This window comes from Methylocapsa aurea (assembly GCF_000746085.1).
Lineage (GTDB): Bacteria > Pseudomonadota > Alphaproteobacteria > Rhizobiales > Beijerinckiaceae > Methylocapsa > Methylocapsa aurea.
The window spans coordinates 23,726-43,717 of the sequence record NZ_JQKO01000023.1; the positions used below are offsets into that span (position 1 = coordinate 23,726).

General features: G+C 61.4%; 19 protein-coding genes. 4 read left to right on the forward strand and 15 right to left on the reverse strand.

Annotated elements, in window-relative coordinates; all coding sequences use genetic code 11:
- Positions 1-40: 40 nt before the first annotated feature.
- The 6 genes from kdpA to DL86_RS14280 all read right to left on the reverse strand — a co-directional run bounded on the left by kdpA (position 41) and on the right by DL86_RS14280 (position 7,138).
- Entirely contained in the window at positions 41-1,768 is a 1,728-nt protein-coding gene (gene kdpA / locus DL86_RS14260; protein WP_036262801.1) for a potassium-transporting ATPase subunit KdpA, read from the reverse strand.
- Between the two features lie 12 nt (positions 1,769-1,780).
- Complete coding sequence (gene kdpF / locus DL86_RS19385; RefSeq protein ID WP_156964667.1) at positions 1,781-1,870, reverse strand: K(+)-transporting ATPase subunit F; 90 nt, start codon at positions 1,868-1,870, stop codon at positions 1,781-1,783.
- 8 nt (positions 1,871-1,878) lie between these two features.
- Positions 1,879-2,115: a hypothetical protein gene (locus tag DL86_RS14265; RefSeq protein ID WP_156964668.1), complete on the reverse strand. Its 237-nt coding sequence runs from the start codon at positions 2,113-2,115 to the stop codon at positions 1,879-1,881.
- Positions 2,116-2,439: 324 nt separating this feature from the next.
- Positions 2,440-3,750 carry an outer membrane beta-barrel protein gene (locus DL86_RS14270; protein WP_051953476.1) on the reverse strand — a complete coding sequence of 437 codons (1,311 nt, stop codon included), beginning with the start codon at positions 3,748-3,750 and terminating at the stop codon, positions 2,440-2,442.
- A 405-nt stretch (positions 3,751-4,155) separates the two neighbouring features.
- A complete protein-coding gene (serA, locus tag DL86_RS14275) occupies positions 4,156-5,742 on the reverse strand; it encodes a phosphoglycerate dehydrogenase (RefSeq protein ID WP_036262805.1) in 1,587 nt (528 codons plus the stop codon).
- A gap of 223 nt (positions 5,743-5,965) precedes the next feature.
- Complete coding sequence (locus tag DL86_RS14280) at positions 5,966-7,138, reverse strand: phosphoserine transaminase (RefSeq protein WP_036262808.1); 1,173 nt, start codon at positions 7,136-7,138, stop codon at positions 5,966-5,968.
- Between the two features lie 254 nt (positions 7,139-7,392).
- On the opposite strand from DL86_RS14280, the gene DL86_RS14285 reads away from it, so the two are divergent.
- The 3 genes from DL86_RS14285 (at position 7,393) to DL86_RS19945 (ending at position 10,449) form a co-directional block, all read left to right on the forward strand.
- Positions 7,393-8,235 (forward strand): hypothetical protein, encoded by an 843-nt coding sequence (locus DL86_RS14285; RefSeq protein WP_156964669.1) that lies wholly within the window; start codon positions 7,393-7,395, stop codon positions 8,233-8,235.
- Positions 8,236-8,533: 298 nt separating this feature from the next.
- Entirely contained in the window at positions 8,534-9,778 is a 1,245-nt protein-coding gene (locus DL86_RS14290) for an argininosuccinate synthase (protein ID WP_036262858.1), read from the forward strand.
- 341 nt (positions 9,779-10,119) lie between these two features.
- Entirely contained in the window at positions 10,120-10,449 is a 330-nt protein-coding gene (locus DL86_RS19945) for a hypothetical protein (RefSeq protein ID WP_210165413.1), read from the forward strand.
- Here the strand turns inward: DL86_RS19945 and DL86_RS14300 are convergent.
- The 5 genes from DL86_RS14300 to DL86_RS18840 form a co-directional block, all read right to left on the reverse strand.
- Positions 10,442-11,515 carry a 5-oxoprolinase subunit C family protein gene (locus DL86_RS14300; RefSeq protein WP_036262814.1) on the reverse strand — a complete coding sequence of 358 codons (1,074 nt, stop codon included), beginning with the start codon at positions 11,513-11,515 and terminating at the stop codon, positions 10,442-10,444. The genes DL86_RS19945 and DL86_RS14300 overlap by 8 nt on opposite strands.
- A gap of 1 nt (position 11,516) precedes the next feature.
- Entirely contained in the window at positions 11,517-12,236 is a 720-nt protein-coding gene (locus tag DL86_RS14305; RefSeq protein ID WP_036262816.1) for a 5-oxoprolinase subunit B family protein, read from the reverse strand.
- 12 nt (positions 12,237-12,248) lie between these two features.
- Complete coding sequence (locus DL86_RS14310) at positions 12,249-13,013, reverse strand: LamB/YcsF family protein (protein WP_036262818.1); 765 nt, start codon at positions 13,011-13,013, stop codon at positions 12,249-12,251.
- Positions 13,014-13,040: 27 nt separating this feature from the next.
- Positions 13,041-14,021 (reverse strand): phosphoserine phosphatase SerB, encoded by a 981-nt coding sequence (serB, locus tag DL86_RS14315; protein WP_036262819.1) that lies wholly within the window; start codon positions 14,019-14,021, stop codon positions 13,041-13,043.
- Positions 14,022-14,169: 148 nt separating this feature from the next.
- Positions 14,170-14,754, reverse strand: a complete 585-nt coding sequence (locus DL86_RS18840) for a hypothetical protein (RefSeq protein WP_051953481.1) — start codon at positions 14,752-14,754, stop codon at positions 14,170-14,172.
- 276 nt (positions 14,755-15,030) lie between these two features.
- On the opposite strand from DL86_RS18840, the gene DL86_RS14325 reads away from it, so the two are divergent.
- Positions 15,031-15,684, forward strand: coding sequence for a Spy/CpxP family protein refolding chaperone (locus DL86_RS14325; RefSeq protein WP_084572939.1), 654 nt, complete (start codon positions 15,031-15,033; stop codon positions 15,682-15,684).
- A gap of 138 nt (positions 15,685-15,822) precedes the next feature.
- Here the strand turns inward: DL86_RS14325 and DL86_RS14330 are convergent, their stop codons facing one another.
- The 4 genes from DL86_RS14330 to DL86_RS14350 form a co-directional block, all read right to left on the reverse strand.
- On the reverse strand, positions 15,823-16,197 hold the full coding sequence (locus tag DL86_RS14330) for a DUF779 domain-containing protein (RefSeq protein ID WP_036262821.1): 375 nt from the start codon (positions 16,195-16,197) through the stop codon (positions 15,823-15,825).
- 58 nt (positions 16,198-16,255) lie between these two features.
- Entirely contained in the window at positions 16,256-17,776 is a 1,521-nt protein-coding gene (gene adh / locus DL86_RS14335; protein WP_036262823.1) for an aldehyde dehydrogenase, read from the reverse strand.
- Between the two features lie 231 nt (positions 17,777-18,007).
- Positions 18,008-18,973 carry a bifunctional enoyl-CoA hydratase/phosphate acetyltransferase gene (locus tag DL86_RS14345; RefSeq protein ID WP_036262867.1) on the reverse strand — a complete coding sequence of 322 codons (966 nt, stop codon included), beginning with the start codon at positions 18,971-18,973 and terminating at the stop codon, positions 18,008-18,010.
- Positions 18,974-19,172: 199 nt separating this feature from the next.
- Positions 19,173-19,992 (reverse strand): malate synthase (locus DL86_RS14350; protein ID WP_036262826.1); only part of this gene is annotated, 820 nt, incomplete at its 5' end.

Consider the following 19,992-nt stretch of genomic DNA (forward strand, 5'->3'; position numbering starts at 1 on the left):
GCCGGCGAACGGTTTTCCGCTTCGCCGACTCTCGCGGCGCTCAGAAAAGATCGCCCGCGCGCAGGGCGAGATGTTCCTCGATTGGGCCAAGCGCCAAGGCGGGAAAGAAGGTCAGGCCGCCGATGATCAGGATCACCCCGATCAACAGGCCGACGAAAAGCCCGCCGTCGGTGGGAAAGGTGCCCGCCGAAGCCGGGACGAGTTTCTTGCTGGCGAGAGACCCGGCGATCGCCAGCATCGGAACGATGAACAGGAAGCGCCCGATCCACATCGCAAGGCCGAGCGTCGTATTGTAGAAAGGCGTATTGGCGCTAATCCCGGCAAAGGCGCTGCCATTGTTGCCCGTGGCCGAGGTGTAGGCGTATAGCGCCTCGCTGAAGCCATGCGGGCCGGCGTTGGCGAGGCTCGAAAGCCCGGCCGGTAGAACGACCGCGAGCGCGGTGAAGCCGAGGATCGACAGAGGCAGGATCAAAATCGCCAACATCGCCATTTTAACTTCCTTAGCCTCGATCTTCTTGCCGAGATATTCCGGCGTGCGGCCAACCATGAGGCCGGCGACGAAAACCGCGACAATCGCAAAGAGAAGCATGCCGTAAAGACCGGAGCCGACGCCGCCGAAGATGATCTCGCCCAGCATGATGTTGACCATCGGGATCATGCCGGCGAGCGGCAGCAGGCTGTCGTGCATCGTGTTGACGGCGCCGCAGGAGGCGTCGGTGGTGACGGTCGTGAAGAGGGACGAATTGGCGATGCCGAAACGCACCTCCTTGCCTTCCATGTTGCCGCCGGCCTGAAGCGGACCCGCGGCGGCGTCGATTGGAAGGCTGGCGAAATCCGGATTGCCTTTACTCTCGGTCCCATAGACGAAAAATGCGCCCGCCAGGAACAAAATTCCCATAACCGCGAAGATCGCCCAGCCTTGGCGCTCCTTGCCGACCATCCGACCGAAAACATTGGTGAGCGCCGCGCCGATCGAGAAGATCAGCACCATCTGGACGAAATTGGTCAAGGCGTTCGGGTTCTCGTAAGGATGCGCCGAATTGGCGTTGAAGAAGCCGCCGCCATTTGTGCCCAACTCCTTGATGACTTCCTGCGAAGCGACCGGCCCCTGGGCGATCACCTGTTTAGCGCCTTCGAGAGTCGTCGCTTCGACGTAAGCGTTCAAATTCTGTGGCACGCCCTGCCAAACCAGGAACAATCCAACCACAATCGACGCCGGCAAGAGCACATAGAGAACAGCGCGGGTCATATCGACCCAGAAATTGCCGATTGTTTGCACGGAGCGCCGTGCAAAACCCCTGACAAGGGCGATCGCGAGCGCTATGCCGGTCGCCGCCGAAACGAAATTATGCATGGTGAGCCCGGCCATCTGGGTCAGATAGCTCATCGTGGTCTCGGGCACGTAGGATTGCCAGTTGGTGTTGGTGACGAAGCTCACCGAAGTATTGAAGGCGAGATCGGGAGCGACCGCATCGAGTTGTTGTGGATTGAATGGCAAAACAGCTTGCAGGCGCTGCAGCGCGTAGAGGGCGAGAAAACCGGCCAGCGAAAAGGCAAGCATCGCGAGGCCATAGCCGCGCCAGCTCTGCTCTTCCTTTTCTCTGACGCCGCTGATGAAATAAAGCCCGCGCTCGATTGGACGCAACAGAATCGACAGGAAGGTGCGCTCGCCGTTGAAAACGCGTGTCATGTAATAGCCGAGCGGCTTGACCAGCAGCATAACGACCACGCAATAAAGCGCGATCTGGATGAAACCGTTAGCGGTCATCGAAACTATTCCTCAAAAGCGCTCGGGACGTATTAAAGCAACGACGAGATAGATCATGACGATGGCGATCGCCATCGCGCCGAGTATGTTGTCGAATGTCATGGCTGCCCTCATAAGCTGGCGCATGCGTCGAGATAGAGCGCCGTGCCGGCAAAGGCCGCCGCGCCGATCACGACGAATACAAAGTCGAGGATAACGCCTTCCATCGGAAGTCCTTTCGATCCTTGCAGCATGATCCGCACAGGCGGACGCCGGTTTGACGATAGGATCATGCGCAAATCAAAGAGATGAACCCCACCCCGTCCGAGCGTATCGGGATGCTTGCCGACGGATCGCGGGGCTCCCACGGCCTGATATCGCAAGCAGGGGATAAAGGATCGAGAGCGCTTAAATGCTTGCCGCATATAAGTTTCATATAGACGATGGCAATCCGCATTGAGCTGGATCAACAGCGGCCTTGACGGCGAAGGTCAGCTGCGTGGATCAAAAGTAATAAAGCCAAAACCAACGGCGTCTCATCACCGCCGAGCCCGCAAACATCTACAAAATCGGACGCCTGGGTTACTTTTTCCGATGGTCGCGCTCAAAAAAGAACCGCCCGGCCAAAGAGTTTTGGCCGGGCGGCTTCGTATAATCTCGAGGGAAACTCCGCGCCTTAACGGAATTATTCTCTAAAACTTCACGATAACGTCTCCGCCAAAGGTGAATTGCGACGTTTTCGTGCCGATCCCGAAATTGGGATAGCCTTGGCCATTGAAAGCGGGCGTTCCATTCAACGAGGAGTCGTAGCGAATTTCCGGCCGCAGAACGATCGACTTGACCAATGGCAGCCCCTCCGGAAGCGGCGGGGTGATGTTGAGGCCCGCGGTCAACTCCAGATAGGGGGTCGGCGACGGCCCGAAGATCGCCGTGTTCGGGAAACCATATTGGATATTGACGAAATCGAAATTACCAGGGAAAGCGGCGACGAAGAAATTGTTTTGGTCGCGCCACACCTCGGCGCGGCCGACCAGCTTCAGCCAATCATTGACCGCATAGATCGCATATTGAGCGACGCCATAGCCACTCGCCCGAAACCCGTTGTCCTGGATGTAGTTGAGGTCGGTGATGAAGGTCAATGACTCGGTGGCCTTCCAAATTGCAGTGATGTCGCTGAGGTAGCGAAGCGCCTTGTTTGGATTGCAGTTGCAGGCGAGCGCGGTGGCGACGGTATCGGGATTTTCCGGACCTATATGGGTGGTCGCCATGATCGTCAGGGCGCCGTCCAGCAGGTTGAGGCCGAGGCCGCCATGGAACGCGATCGCGCCATTATTGTCGCCTTGGCGATTGCCGAAGGTGGTGTTCACGCCGGTGTCGACGCCAGCATAAATATCGATCATCGGATCGACATGCGAGATCGTCATGATGCCCGTGTGCACGAGCGGGACGCCAAAATTGAAGATGTAGGAATGCGAGTAGAGGTAATTGTCCCCGGCCGAGATGACCTCGGCGCCTTCCAAGGTGGCATATTGACCAAACTTGACATCGATGCCGCCGGAATAAAACAAGGGAACGTGGACGACCCCCCAAGCCTCGACGGGCGTGAACTGGCTCCAGTCATTGATGAGATAATCGAACTGGCCGAGATAGCGCGTATAGCGCGCGTCGGATCCGTACATGAACTGGACTCGAAAGCCTAAATCCCAATCCGTCGATTTCGGATCGAGCGGGCGCTGGACCGTCAGGAGCGCCTGATTGAGCAGCGGCTTGTTGGCTTTGTCGGTGAGCAAATGCCCGAAATTCAACCCATCGCCGGGATAATCGGGATTTGCGGTATAGCCGCCTTCAATGGCGCCGGAAACCGTCACCGTATCCCACCAACTGGCCGGAGGCGGGGGAGTCGTCGCGGCGAGGTCCGCGGCATGCGCGAACTGTCCTGCGTTCGCCACGAGCAAACCGGCGCATAGCGTCGGCAAAACAGAAAACTTGCGTAGATGCGCCATGCTTGCACTCCCACAGAGGCGATTTGGAGCACTAAAAGGCGCACATGACGGTGAAGGGTTCAATATCTGTTGGGTTAAGCAAACTTGCTTTCGGGGGCCACGATGCTTTCCTGCAACAGTCAGGCGCATCAGACGCCAATTCGCTTGACCCTTATCCCGATCGCCCAACAATGCGCCAGCACATCGCGAGCAATTGAGCAGGAACAGAGCGCCTTTTTCTACGGCGAAAAATCACAATAGATTTCGGTCAATCGTAACGGCGCAACATCCGTCCAACAGCCTTAACCTATACTGTTTTGAGCGCCTGCCAATACCAAAGCTAGAGCTGCGTCTGATTTTGCGGAATCCGAAAGCGCTCAGATTCAATGATTTGGAGCAGAGCATGTTGAACATGCTCTGGCACCCTCAAAACGCCAGCGCCTTGGCTTCCTTCACGCCGGGAAGCTTTTCGACTTCGACGAGCACATCCCCGGGCGCGACGCCATCGACTTCGACAAGCGCGACCGCCGAACCGCCCGCCCGATCGCGGCCCAGCGCGAAGGTCGCGATATTGACGCCGGCATTGCCCAGAACGCTCGCGAACCGGCCGATGAAGCCCGGCCTATCCTCATTGCTGACATAAATCATCGCTGGAGCGACGAGCGCATCAACCTGGATTCCGTTGATTGAAATGATTCGCGGTCTGCCGTCGTGAAACACCGTGCCGGAAACCGAGCGCTTATGCGCCTCGGTTTCAACGGACAAAGTGATAAGCGATTCATAGTCCGCGTCGGCCGCCCTGGTCACTTCGTCGATCGCGACGCCGCGCTCTTTGGCGACCAGGGGCGCTGAAACGACATTGACGTCCGCAAGCAAGGGTCGCAACAGCCCGGCGATGGCGGCCGCCGTCAACGCCTTTGTCTTCAGTTCGGCCACCGAACCTTCATAAGTGATCGTCACCTTCATGATGGCGCTATCGACGAGCTGGCCGGCAAAAGATCCAAGACGTTCGGCGAGCGCGATGAAGGGCTTGAGCTTGGGCGCCTCCTCCGCGGTGATCGAGGGAAAATTGACTGCATTCGAAATCGCGCCGCGGATCAGATAGTCCGACATTTGCTCGGCGACTTGCAGCGCGACATTTTCCTGAGCCTCGTTGGTCGAGGCGCCAAGATGCGGGGTGCAGACGACATTCGGGTGGCCAAAGAGCGGGTTTTCGGTTGCGGGCTCGCTGACGAAGACATCGAAAGCCGCTCCCGCGACATGGCCGCTGTCGAGGAGCGCGCGCAAAGCTTTCTCGTCGGCCAAGCCGCCGCGGGCGCAATTGATGATCCGCACGCCCTTCTTGGTCTTGACGAGATTTTCGGCCGACAGAATATTCTTCGTCTGCGGCGTCATCGGCGCATGCAGGGTAATGATGTCGGCGCGGGCGAGGAGAGGCTCGAGCTCGACCTTTTCGACGCCGAGAGCGAGCGCGCGCTCGGGCGTCAGGAAGGGATCATAGGCAAGAACATGCATATGGAGGCCGATGGCGCGCTCCGCGACGATGGAGCCGATGTTGCCGCAGCCGATGACGCCAAGCGTCTTGCCCGTGATCTCGACGCCCATGAAACGGTTTTTTTCCCATTTTCCGGCCTGCGTCGAGGCGTCGGCCTGGGGAATCTGGCGGGCTAGCGCAAACATCAGCGCGATCGCGTGCTCGGCGGTGGTGATGGAATTGCCAAAAGGCGTATTCATTACGATGACGCCCTTTGCCGTCGCGGCTGGAATGTCGACATTGTCGACGCCGATTCCGGCGCGGCCAATCACTTTCAGCCTAGTGGCCTGATCGAGAATTTTGGCGGTGACCTTCGTCGCCGAGCGAATCGCCAAGCCGTCGAAAGCGCCGATGACCGCGGCGAGCTTCTCTTTGTCCTTGCCAAGTTGCGGCTGGAAATCCACATCGACGCCGCGCTCCTTGAAAATGGCGACGGCGGCGAGGGAAAGCGCATCTGAAATAAGCACGCGCGGCGGCATCGGACGTCTCCATATCTGGAGCATTTTTTCACGCGAAGGCGGAGCGGGATTCGCGTCAAGAAAATGCAAGCGGAACGCAGGCTTGAAGCATATTCAGGTCTTGCAGACGCCCGAAACGTCGCGGACGCGTCGCTTGCTCATCCCGCGCGCGGCGGAGCGCAGGGCAGGACAGGATCGCTAGCCGGCGGCCGCCCGCGCCGAACCAAGCCGCCGCCCGCCGCAATCACGCAGCCTTGGCGAGATCGCCCTTTGTCTTTTGATAGGCGTAATCCAGCCAAAGCGTCAGCGCCGCGACATCGCTTGTCTCGATCGTCGCGCCGCACCATATGCGAAGGCCAGGCGGCGCATCCCGGTATGACCCGATGTCATAGGCGATGTTTTCTTTTTCGAGCAAGCTGACGATCGATTTCGCGAATTTGGCTTCCGCCTCGCGCCCGAGCAAGGTGACCGCCGGGTCGACGATCTTGAGGCAAATGCTGGTGTTCGATCTAAATGCCGGATCCTTGCCGAGAAAGTCGATCCAGGGCGTTCTCTCGACCCAGTCGCTGAGCGCCTTCGCATTGGCGTCGGCGCGCGCGACGAGCGCATCGAGGCCGCCGAGCGATTTGCCCCAATTCAAGGCGTCGATGTAATCTTCGACGCAGAGCATCGAAGGGGTGTTGATGGTTTCGCCCTCGAAAATGCTCTCGATCAGCTTGCCCTCGTGGGTCAGGCGGAAAAGTTTGGGCAAAGGCCACGGCGGCGTATAGCTCTCCAGCCTCTCGACGGCGCGCGGCCCGAGAATCAAAATGCCATGGCCGGCTTCGCCACCCAGCACTTTTTGCCAGGAGAAAGTGGCGACGTCGAGCTTCGGCCAATCGAGTTTCTGGGCGAAAGCGGCCGAGGTCGCGTCGCAGATCGTGAGGCCCTTGCGGTCGGCGGGAATCCAATCGGCGTTAGGGACGCGCACGCCCGACGTTGTGCCGTTCCAGGCGAAGACGACGTCATTGTCGAAATTGACGCTGGACAGATCGACGATCTCGCCAAAATCCGCGACCATGGCGCGGGCGTTTTTCAGGCGCAAATGCTCGATGACATCGATCACCCAGCCTTCGCTGAAGGTCTCCCAGGCAAGCACGTCGACGCCGCGCTGGCCGAGCAGCGACCATAGCGCCACTTCGACTGCGCCGGTATCCGAGCCCAGGAGAATGCCGATGCGATAATCGGCCGGGACCTGCAGGACCTCGCGGGTGAGGTCGATTGCCAGCTTCAGCTTAGCTTTGCCGATCTTGGCCCGATGCGAGCGTCCGAGCGGGGCGCTCTGCAAGTTCTTGAATTGCCAGCCGGGGTGCTTGGCGCAAGGACCGCAAGAAAAATTCGCGCACCCTGGGCGCGCTGCGGGAACCATCGCTGTCATAGTAGCCATCCTTTCAGATGGGCGCCTTTCGTTGGGGAAAGGTGTCCCGCCTATGGGGATATGACCGTTATACGACGTCGTCAAGGAGAACATCCAACTGGCCAGGTTCGAAGGAGCGCACTGGATCGAGCCGCGCAGGTCTGCATGGCGCAAGGCGGAGATGTTAGCCTTGATCTCGCGAATGCAACCCGAGAGGAGGTCAAACAATGCCAACGCGACCCACAACCCAAAGAGCGCGCCGACAGGCGATTCTCGTGATAATCGCCGCTATGCTGGCAAGCCCCTCCATCGTCCTGGCTGCACAGAATAACCTGACCTTGATCTGCCCGAGCGACGCGACAAGCGAGCCCCAATTCAAGGACGCGAATACAGACGCGATCCTTCCAATAACGGATCCTCAGCTCAAGGCGGTCGCAGTAGAATCATGCAATCCAGCGCTCTCTGTGGTCAAAAGCGCCCCCGTCAAGATCGTAAACCTCCGCAGCGCGCCGATTTTCGTGAGCTTTACGACCAGCGATTTCAAATCGGGGCCGATTACTTGGGGCGCAGGCTGCACAACCTCCGGGACAGGGGCGAGGATTGCCGCTGGGGCGACCTGCTTGGCGACGGTCTCCAGCAACGGCATGTCCTCGCGCTTTTGCGCGGCTTTGAACCAACCGCCGGCCAATTGCTACAATGCGCAAGCGAATCATCAGACGATGATCGAAACCATCTTCTTGCCGGTCGGCGCTCCAGGCTGCTTCAAGACAGGAAACTGCGTCTGGTTCGACATCAGCGTCATACCCTCAAACTGCACCGACGCCTTGTGGAAAAGAAATCAATGCGCCAGGACAGGCGGCGCCTCCTACAATCTCCCGGTTACGCTAGGCTGCAGCGGCGTCACCTATTATGCCTGCCAAGGACCAGCAAACAATACTTATGGACCTGAAAACTATCCTTCGCATTGCGGCAATCCATTTGCTGCTTGTGAAAGCACTCCCTCCTGCCAGAACGCCTATTTTTACCCGATGTTCGATCCGCCAGCGAACAAATATCAGCCGAACAATTATTGTAAGGGCGGCCAGGTTTTCACGATCACATTCCCCTCCGGACAATAGACCCAGCCCTCGGCTGGCCGCGTCCCCGCCATATCCGGGCGCGCCTCCAGCACGATCCTGCGCCGGTTGACGATCGCCGCTTGGCCGGCGGCTTTTGTTCAAGCTCCAGGACGAGGCGACCGCCGCGCCGGCGCTTCAAGCGGCGGAAGCGCCGGACGCTCGAAAATTGAACTTCGCCCTTCCGAAACGACCCCGCGCCTGCCGCTCGCTCGCGAGGCGCTCACTTGCGCGCCTAGGCCCGCCCACTATAGTCGCGCGACTTCGAAACCCGCCCCGAAACCCCCTTTATGAGCTTCAAATGCCGCAGCCGAAATCAGACGTCAAAAAGGTCGTTCTCGCCTATTCGGGAGGGCTCGACACCTCGATCATTCTCAAATGGCTGCAAACGACATATGGCTGCGAGGTCGTGACCTTCACCGCCGATCTCGGCCAGGGCGAGGAGATTTCGCCCGCGCAGGACAAGGCGATCCTGCTTGGCGTCAAGCCCGAGAATATCTTCATCGAGGACCTCCGCGAGGAATTCGTCCGCGACTATGTCTTCCCGATGTTTCGCGCCAATGCGCAATATGAAGGGCTCTATCTCCTTGGAACCTCGATCGCGCGGCCCTTGATCGCCAAGAAGCAGATCGAGATCGCCCGCAAGCTGGGGGCCGACGCCGTGGCGCATGGCGCGACCGGCAAAGGCAATGACCAGGTCCGCTTCGAGCTTTCCTATTATGCGCTCGAACCCGACATCAAGGTCATCGCGCCCTGGCGGGAGTGGGACCTGACCTCGCGCACCGCTCTGATCGCCTTCGCCGAAAAGAACCAGATCCCTATCGCCAAGGACAAGCGCGGCGACGCGCCCTTCTCCGTCGACGCCAATCTTCTGCACGCCTCCTCCGAGGGCAAAGTGTTGGAGGATCCCGCGCAAGAGGTGCCGGACTACGTCTATTCGCGCACACTCAATCCAGAGGACGCGCCTGATGCGCCGACCTTCATCGAGGTGGATTTCGAAAGGGGCGACCCTGTCGCGGTCGACGGGCAGCCCATGTCCCCGGCGACTTTGCTCACGCATCTGAACAACCTCGGGCGCGCTAATGGAATCGGCCGGCTCGATCTCGTTGAAAACCGTTTTGTAGGTATGAAATCGCGCGGCATGTATGAGACGCCTGGCGGCACTATCCTTTACTACGCCCACCGCGGCATCGAATCGATCACCCTCGATCGCGGCGCGGCGCATTTGAAGGACGAACTCATGCCAAAATACGCCGAGATCATTTATAATGGTTTTTGGTTCTCGCCCGAGCGCGAGATGCTGCAAGCCTTGATCGACCGCAGCCAGGAATTCGTCACCGGCAAGGTCCGCCTCAAGCTCTACAAAGGCTCAGCTTTCGTTGTCGGGCGGTCAAGCCCCAATTCCCTCTATGATCAGGATCTTGTGACGTTCGAAGAGGGCGCGGTCGCCTATGACCACCGTGACGCCGCCGGCTTTATCAAGCTCAACGCGCTGCGGCTGCGCACGCTCGCCAAGCGCGCCCGAAAGATCGCCGGCCGCGGCTGAGAATCCGTTCCGAGGCGATAAATTCTTTTGATCCGTCTCAATTCATATTTCACAGATTAGACTATGTACTGTCTGTGGGGCGGAAACCGAAACTCTCAAGGAGAAGCAAATGCTCCGATTTAAGACCATTGCAGCCGCGGTTGTTTTAGCGGCCGGTGCCGGGTTGGGCGGAACCGCGCAAGCTGGGCCGATGCCGAATGCAGGCGTGAACGCGCCGGCGAGCGAAGCGCTTCCGTTAGAAGCGGTCCAGTTCTACTGGGGCGGCTATAATTATTGTTGGTATTCGAACGGCTGGAATGGGCCAGGCTGGTACTGGTGCGGCTATCCGTGGCGTCGCGGCTATGGCTGGGGCGGCGGTTATGGCTGGCGAGGCTGGCGTCACCCCGGCTGGCATGGCGGCGGCGGATGGCATGGCGGTCATGGCGGCGGATGGCATGGCGGTCATGGCGGCGGCTGGCATGGCGGTCATGGCGGCGGCGGCTGGGGCGGCGGCGGTCATGGCGGCGGCGGCTGGGGCGGCGGCGGTCATGGCGGTGGCGGTCATGGCGGCGGCGGCTGGGGCGGCGGCGGTCATGGCGGTGGCGGACATGGCGGCGGTGGCGGTGGTCACGGCGGCGGTGGCGGCGGTCATGGCGGCGGCGGCGGGCATGGCGGCGGCGGTCGCTAGTTAGGCCAATCGCAATATTGGCTCGATCCCTCGAGAGCATTGACGACGCCATCAATCAGATTGGCTTCGATCAGCGCTTTCGAGGTGGGCTCCCGGCGCAAAGGATGCAGGAGCGAGGGGGTCGCGGCGATTTCGTCTTCGAGCCGGAAGAGCGCCGCTCGGGCCTCGGTGAGACCGACAGCGGCAAAACGGCAGGCTTCGCCCGGACGCATCTGGGCGAGGCGGCCTATGTCGGCCAAAATAACATGGCCGAGCTTGGGATAGCCGCCGGTGGGCTGGCGGTCGGCCAGGAGCACCAGAGGCTTCTTGTCGCCAGCAATCTGGATCGCGCCGAGCGCGATGCCATCCGAGACAATATCATGGCCCCGCGCATGCGCGATCTCCGGTCCCTCGAACCGATAGGCCATGCGATCGGCCCTCGGCGTCAATGTGAATTCCTCCGCGAAAAACGCTGTGAGCCCCGCCGCGGTGAAATAATCGTCTTGGGGACCAAGGACGACGCGAAAAGCTTCGGCGTCCCGGGCGAGCCAAGGCGCATCGATCGCCGCGTCGAATTCTGAAGCTTCCAATGATTGCATTCGCGCTGCGGCGGGCAAGAGGTCGGCGAACAGGACATCGCCTTGGCGCAGCATGCGCCCTTCCACGCCTCCCATGCCAGATCGCACATGGGTCGCCCGGCTTCCCATGTCGAGCGGCGCGTCGAAACCGCCTTCCACCGCAAGATAGGCCCAAGCGCCAAAACTCCCCGCTTGCGCCGCCAACACTTCCCCTGGCCGCAACAGAAGGCGCGCGGCCTGCGGCAGCAAGACGCCATCGCGCCGCCAGATAAAGGCGCCGCCGGCGAATGCGACCGCAAGCGGCGCGTCTTCGCAAAGCGCCGAGAGGCCGCCGGCCGATATTTCGAGCGCGGCCGCGCGGTCGTCATTGCCGAGGGTGAGATTGGCGGTCCGAAACGCGGTCCAGTCCATTGGCCCTGCCGGCGTGACGCCAAAGCGCAGGAAGCCATGGCGGCCGCCGTCCTGGATTGTCGCGCCAGGACCGGCGCGAAGCACCCGTAGCCGCGCCCGCATCTCAGGCCTCCTCCAGCGCGCCAGCGTCTCCAGCCTCGGCGGCGGCGCTCAAGGCGTCGAATGCGGCAGGATCGATGCGCTCGAAAACAAGCTCATCGCCGATATCGGCGAGAAAACGTCGCTCGCGCCGCGCATCGAAAATCTTCACCGGGGTCCGGCCGACCGCATACCAGCCAGTCGGCATGGCGACGCTGGCGACGAGCGCCTGACCGCCCGCGATCAGCAGCGATCCCGGCGGCGCCGGCGCGCGCGGGGCGGCGCGGCGGGCGATGGTAAGCGCCGCCGGAAGGCCGCCGAGAAATGTGAATCCGGGTGCGAAGCCATACATATAGACCCGGTAAACCGCACTCGCATGCAAGGCGACGATGCGCTCTCGCGGCAGCCCGAGGATCGCTTCGACCTCGGCGAGATCTTCGCCATGGGGTGGATCGTAACAGGCAGGAAGACGCCAGCGCCTTGGCCGCGCGCGCGTGACCTCAGCGTCTTTGAGACCGGCGAGAGCCTCGATCAAGCCCTGCGTCGTCAGGCGGCGCGGATCGAAGTGGATCATGAGAGACCGATAGGTCGGCACGGTCTCGCTCACCCCGGCCAATTCCGCTTGGGCGATCGCCGCATCAAGCGCCACGACCCGGTCGTGGATCGCGGGATCGATGGCCTGCCCGAACTCGACGACAAGCGCGCTCTCCCCGGCAGGCAGATAGCGCGGCGCGGCGTTCTTCATCGCATGGCCTTCTCAAGTCCGGAAAAACGGCGCCAGCGCGATGCCCGCAGCTTCGAGCCGCGAGCGAACCGCCCTCGCCATCGCCACCGCATTGGCGCTGTCGCCATGAACGCAAATGGAGTCGATGCCGACCGGAATATGCTTGCCGGAGACCGTGATGATCGCGCCCGCCTCGACCATGGCGAGCGCGCGATCGGCGACGACATTGGGCGCGTCCAGCACCGCGCCCGGATTGGATCTTTGCGCGAGAAGGCCGGCATCCGTATAGGCGCGGTCGGCGTAGATTTCGCGGGCGACGGAAAGCCCTTCGGCAAGACCTGCGGCTTCGAGCTCCGTTCCGGCGATGGCGAGAAAACCGAGGCGCGGATCGACGGCCTTCACCGCGCGCGCGATGGAGCGCGCGATCGGCGCCTCCTCCATCGCGCGATTGCTCAAGGCGCCATGGATCTTCACATAGGTCAATCGATGCCCGGCATAGGCGGCGAGCGCCTGCGCGGCGCCGATCTGATAGGCGACAAGCCGCTCGATTTCGCCCGATGTAAAGGGCAGCATGCGGCGGCCAAATCCCCAAAGATCCGGAAACCCCGGATGCGCGCCGATCGCCACGCCCTTGGCTTTGGCGAGCTTGAAGGCTTGCGCCATGATTTCCGGATCGCCGCCATGCAGGCCACATGCGACATTGGCGCTGGTCACGATATCGAGCATGGCGGCGTCATCGCCCATCGCATAGGCGCCGAAGCCTTCGCCGCAATCGCAATTCAAATCCACGCTGCGCATGACTTCATCATTCCCGCGGCGAATGGCTCACAAGCGGGTGCGTTCGTGAGCCTTCTCCATCGCGCCATATTTGCGCTTCCAATCGGCAGGATCCAATTGTGGACGCGGCTCCGCGAAGAACTCCTCGCGCTTGTACCCTTGCGCGTAAAGCAGCGCGGTAAGATCGGCATGGACGATCCGCGCATGCGCCGCGGCGGCGACCATCGGCTGAGCGCGATAGGCAACGCCAAGGCCCGCCGCCTCAAGCATCGCGAGGTCATTGGCGCCGTCGCCGACGGCCAGCGTCGCCTCGGCTGGTAAGCCATGATCTTCACGCAAGCGCAGCAGCGCCGCGCGCTTGCCTTCCTTACCGAGGATCGGCTCGGCGACAAGTCCGAGAAGGCGGCCATCCTCGCCCAAAAGCAGCGCATTGGCCTGATTCTCATGAAAGCCGATCTTCTCGGCGATGACGGACGTAAAATTCGTGAACCCGCCTGAGATGAGCGCCGTATAGGCGCCATCGCGCCGCATGGTCTGCACGAGCGTCCGGCCGCCGGGAGTCAGAGTGATCTTCTTGGCGATCACCCGCAGGATAGTGTCGGGATGCAAGCCCTTCAAGAGGGCGACCCGTTCGCGCAAGGCCGGCTCGAATTCGATCTCGCCGCGCATCGCGCGCTGCGTGATCTCGACGACAAATTGCTTCTTGCCGGTTTGCGCCGCCAATTCGTCGATGCATTCTTGCCCGATCATGGTGGAATCCATATCGGCCAGGAACAGCTTCTTGCGCCGGCCCTGCGCCGGCTGGACGATGACGTCGATCTCAGCGGCGCCGATCACCGCCCGCACGGCATCCGCGATGGCGCGCGCATCGACAGGTTCGTCCGGCGCGAAAGGAATATCGGCCGCTACGCCCTTGTCGAGCCATTGGGAGGGGCCGGGCTTCGGCAAGGCGTCGATCGCCAGTTGCAGCAGCCTCTCGGTCAGGCTCGGAAAGGTCGGGTTGCAGACGAGCGTCGCGACATGGGTCATGGGGCGTCTTTCCGTGAAAATGTCACCTCCGTGATGTGGCGGTGAAGTCGATCGCCGCCATTTCATCGCAGGACGCCGCCCACGGCAAGCCTGTATTATATTCCCCTTTTAGGTCCCCGCTGGCCTTTAGCTCGCCCCAGCGCGGCGCCTATTCCGCCGCCACGTTGCGCGCCGATGGCTTTTGCTTCAAATGCGCATCGATCAGCATATTGGCGATCGTCATGCGGCGGGCGGCGGCGATCCGCTGCGCCGGAGCGAAGCGGTCTGGATGGTTCATCTTGGCGAAATCGCGACGGATCCGCTTGAGTTCGACGCTCGCCAGATCCGCATGAAGACCAAGCTCCTGGGCGATTTCCTCGTCTTCAGTTGGCGCCGGTGCGGGGGCAGGCGGCGCGGACTGGGAAGGCGCCGACGCCTGTGGCGCAGGCTCATTTGGCGAGGCCGCGTCCGCTGGACCATAGGCTTCCTCTACGTAGGGCGCCGATGGCCCGGACTGGGCGGCGTCGTTCTCGCCCCACCAGCGCCAGGAAATGTTTCCCAGGAGCCGCCGCAACCTCGGAGCCGGCCGCGGCTCGGGCTCCAGCGCGGCTTGATCGTCCTCCGCCTTTACCTTGCCGGCGCCGGCGTCAGAAGGCCGCTCCGTCTTGGCGTGGTCGAGCGAGGCGAGAATGTCGCCGAAATCGGCGGCGCTGCTGTTTCGTTTCATCTGGATCATGGCGACAACCCACCCCATCGAGGCGCGGTTTGAAAAGAATTCACGAGAGTTTGCACGCCAGCCATTGAACCGAAGTTAAGACAAAAGCGTCATCTTGAAGTGAAACCGTCTTGCTAATCGGGAAGTTGGATTGGACCGCCGCCGGGCGCGGCCCAATGCCGCGGCATTCTCAAGCTCGCGGCGCTCTCCGCGCGAAGGCCTGGCAAGCCTTTCCTTGGCTACATGACCAAAGCTTAATTTGAACCGCATATCGCGGAGGACTAACACAACAGAGTGCAACTCTTGGAGACACACATGCAATCGCGCTTACCGATGGCTTTTACACTAGCCGCGCTCATCGGCGCCGGCGTCGCTTTCGATGCTAATGCGCAACAGCCGCCGCCCGGCCCTCCTCCTACCCCGCCGGGAATGGCGAAGCACGCCCCGCATTGGGAATTTTCGTCCGCCGATCGCGCCGCTTTTTTCGACGCGCGCTTGGCAGCTCTCCATGCCGGCTTGAAGCTCACTGCGGATCAGGAAAAGCTTTGGCCGCCGATTGAAGCCGCGCTGCGCGCCGCGCAGAAGACCGCCGCCGAGCGACGTGAAAAAATGCAATCCGAGCAGCGCCCCGCCGACATTATCGCCAAGCTGCGGGCCATCAGCGAAGCCCAGATCGCGCATGGCGAAACTCTCAAGGCGATCGCCGACGCCGCTTCCCCACTCTACGCGACGTTGAGCGACGAGCAGAAACATCGCCTGCCAATTCTGCTTCATGCAATGAAACCGCATTTCGGCGGCATTCACGGAATGGGCGACCATCACGGCATGGGCGGCCATCATGGCATGATGCATGAGGGCTGGCGCGGCGGCGACCATTCGGACGACGTTGGTTCGCACGACAACGGGTCGGACGACGACGATGATGATGATGACAATGGTCCTCCTCCTCCCCCGTGGGAACGGCGTTAATCGCCGATCGCTTCAATGTGAGCGGATCAGGGCCTCTCCAATCCAACAGCCGGCTGAGCTTGCGCCCAGCCGGCTTTTTAGGCCTTCCATACCAAAATCATGCAAGCGAAAGCGCCCAGCGCGGCATGGCCCACGGCGTCAGGCCGAAGTGGGCTTTGGCTCCTCCTCGAGCGCTTGCGCCTCCGCGTCGCTGAACACATGCCCGCGCGTCAGAAACCGCACCCCTTCCGGCGCCTCGATCGAAAAGCCGGCTCCGCGCCCCGCGACGACATCGATGATGAGCTGCGTATGCGCCCAGAATTCGAATTGCGCGGCGCCGATATAGACCGGGCAGCCGGCGATCTCGCCAAGCAGAATGTCGCTGGCGCCAGTGCGAAACTCCGCCAGCGGAAAACACATCGGCGAACTGCCGTCGCAGCACCCGCCCGACTGATGAAACAGCAAGGCGCCATGCGTCTCCTTGAGGCGCTCGATCAGCGCCAAGGCTTTTTCGGTCGCCACGACGCGCTGCATCACCCAATGAGTCCCCTTGTTGATATATCTTGACCGCAACGGGTCGGCGCATCCGCGCTCAAAAGAATCCAAGCGCCTTCGGACTGTAGCTGACCAGCATGTTCTTGGTCTTCTGATAATGATCCAACATCATCTTGTGGTTTTCGCGGCCGATGCCAGATTGCTTATAGCCGCCGAACGCCGCATGCGCCGGATAGAGATGGTAGCAGTTGGTCCACACCCGCCCGGCTTCTATCGCGCGGCCGAAGCGATAGGCGCGCGTCCCATTGCGGGTCCAGACGCCGGCGCCGAGGCCGTAGAGCGTATCATTGGCGATCTCCAGCGCCTCTTCATCATCCTTGAAGCTGGTCACCGAAAGCACCGGGCCGAAAATCTCCTCTTGGAAGATGCGCATCTTATTGTGGCCTTCGAGAATCGTCGGCTGGACATAGAAGCCGCCCGCTAGTTCGGGACCCACATCCGCGCGTCCGCCGCCGGCCAGCACCTTGGCCCCTTCCTGCCGCCCGATATCGAGATAGGATAGAATCTTTTCGAGCTGATCGTTGGAGGCCTGCGCCCCGATCATCGTCGCTGGATCGAGCGGATTGCCCTGCTTGATTTTCTTGACCCGCGCCACCGCCCGCTCCATGAAGCGGTCGTAGATTTTTTCCTGCACCAAGGCGCGCGAGGGACAGGTGCAGACCTCGCCCTGGTTCAAGGCGAACATCGAAAACCCTTCAAGCGCCTTGTCGAAAAAATCATCGTCTTCATCGGCGACATCGGCGAAGAAAATGTTTGGCGATTTGCCGCCGAGCTCCAGCGTCACCGGGATGATGTTCTCCGACGCATATTGCATGATGAGCCGGCCGGTCGTCGTCTCGCCGGTGAATGCGACCTTCGCGATTCGCTTGTTCTGCGCCAGCGGCTTGCCGGCTTCGACGCCAAACCCGTTGATCACGTTGAGGACGCCCGGCGGCAATAGGTCGCCGATCATATCGACCAGCACCATGACGCTCATCGGGGTTTGCTCGGCTGGCTTCAGGATGACGCAATTGCCGGCGGCGAGCGCGGGCGCGAGTTTCCACACCGCCATCAGGAGCGGAAAATTCCACGGAATGATCTGAGCGACGACGCCGAGCGGCTCATGAAAATGATAGGCGACCGTGTCATGATCGATCTCGCTAATGCCGCCCTCCTGCGCCCGCAGGCATCCGGCGAAATAGCGGAAATGATCCACCGCCAGCGGCAGGTCGGCGGCCTTGGTTTCGCGAATGGGCTTGCCATTGTCGATGGTCTCGACCATCGCCAGCATGTCGAGCTTTTGCTCGATCCGATCGGCAATGCGAAGCAGCGCGAGCGAACGCTCGGCGGGAGATGTGCGGCCCCAGGCCCCCCGCGCGGCGTGCGCGGCGTCCAGCGCCAATTCGACATCCTCGGCGCTCGAACGCGCGACCGTGCAAATCACACGACCATCGATCGGCGAAATATTCTCGAAGGTTTGGCCCTTAACCGCCGGGACCCATTTGCCGCCGATGAAATTGTCGTAGTGAGGACGAATTGCGATCTCATGCGCGATGTCGGCCAAAATCTTGTCGACCAATTTTGCCTCCCTAAGCGGAAATTGTTCTTGGACGCCGCGGCGACGCGCCAGCTGCTCTTTTGCCCTTAAAATAGGGCCGGCGCGTCATTTTGGAATAGGCTTGGCGCGAGCGCAGCGCTAGAGCATGATGCCGAAAAGTGGAAACCGGTTTTCGGACGACATCATGCTCCAACTCTTTGATTTTGAGCGAGTCCTTGTCGATCACATGAGTCGATGTGATCGGGACGCGCTCTAAGCAGTCCATCCAACAAGCTTGGCGGCGCTCGCCGCGGCGACGCGTTTGGCGTGGGCGTAGAGCGCCGCCACTGCGCAGCTCGCCAGCCGCGTGCGGAGCGTGTCGGCGCGGCTGGTCAGGATGATCGGCGCGCGCGCCCCGAGCACAATGCCTGCTGCGTCCGCATTGGCGAGAAAGGTGAAGACCTTTGCAAGCATATTGCCGGCCTCGAGGTCGGGAACGACCAGAATGTCGGCGTCGCCGGCAACCGGCGACTTGATATTCTTGGCCTTGGCGGCGTCGGGACTGATCGCGTTGTCGAACGCCAATGGGCCATCGAGCAGACCGCCCAGGATCTGGCCGCGGTCGGCCATTTTGCACAGCGCCGCCGCTTCGATGGTCGATGGTATTTTGGAGCTGACCGTCTCGGCGGCGGAAAGGATTGCGACCTTCGGCTGGGCGACGCCAAGGGCTATCGCGAGATCGATCGCGTTTTGAATAATGTCGGTTTTGTCTTCAAGCGTCGGAAAGATATTCACCGCGGCGTCGGTGATGAACAGAGGCTTGTGATAGGTCGGAACATCCATGATGAAGACATGGCTGATGCGCCGCTCGGTCCTGATGCCGGTCTCCTTGCTCACCACCTCGGCCATTAATTCATCGGTGTGCAGGCTGCCTTTCATGAGCGCATCGGCCTCGCCCATCCTCACAAGTTCCACGGCCTTTGCGGCGGCGGCATGGCTATGGGGCGCGTCGATCAGCCGAAAGGGCGAAATGTCGAGGCCAAGCGTCCTCGCGAGCGCTTCTATCCTGGTTTTGGGACCGACCAGGATCGGCTCGATAAGACGCGCCTTCGCGGCCTCAAGCGCCCCGCGCAAGGCGCTTTCGTCGCAAGGATGGGCGACCGCGGTGCGCACCGGCGCCAGACCATGACAGAGGAAGATCAGGGCCTCGTATTTCTCGTGCCCGCGTTCCTTGGTCATGCTCGACGCTCCCTTTGGTTCGAGGCCGCGAAGGCGAACCATCGCCGCCGCCGATCCATCCGGATAGAGCAAAATATCGTGAAAATCGTGACAGAGCGAGACGCCAAGAAAGCGCAAGGCGCCTCGATAAGATCAGGAAGGCGCGGGACGCTTCGATAGAATCATGCGTCGAGACAATAGATTGAGCGCATGAGTTCAGTCAGTTCGAAGCGATCGGGCTCTCCTGCTGCGCCTTGGCCTGGCGGCGTTTTTGGTGGAGGATTTCTTCGGTGTAGCCGTTTTTCTGGTCGCGGCCTTTGAAGATCAGATCCTGGGCGGCGAGGAAGGCCGGCCCGTCGAAGTTCGGCGCCATCGGCCGGTAGGCCGGATCGCCGGCGTTCTGCCGATCGACCACCGCCGCCATATGCTTCAGCCGCTCCAGCACCTGCGCCGCGCCGACCACCCCGTGATGCAGCCAATTGGCGATGTGCTGGCTCGAAATCCGCAAGGTCGCCCGATCCTCCATCAGGCCGACGTCATGAATGTCGGGCACTTTCGAACAGCCGATCCCCTGATCGACCCAGCGCACCACATAGCCCAAAATGCCCTGGCAATTATTGTCGAGCTCCTCCTCGACGTCTTCCGGCGCGAAATTGGTCCGGCTGACCGGAAGGGAGAGCAGGTCGGCAAGGCGCGCCGGGGCGCGCTTGCGCAGCTCCGCCTGCCGGGCGGCGACGTCGACCTTGTGATAATGCACCGCATGCAGCGTCGCCGCCGTCGGCGAGGGCACCCAGGCGGTGCTGGCCCCGGCCAGCGGATGGGCGATTTTTTGCGCCAGCATGTCGGCCATCAGGTCCGGAGCGGCCCACATCCCCTTGCCGATCTGCGCCCGCCCCGGCAAGCCGCAGGCGAGGCCCACATCGACATTCGCATTCTCGTAAGCCGCGATCCACGGCGTCGATTTCATCTCGTTCTTGCGGATCATCGGACCCGCCTCCATCGAGGTGTGGATCTCGTCGCCGGTGCGGTCGAGGAAGCCG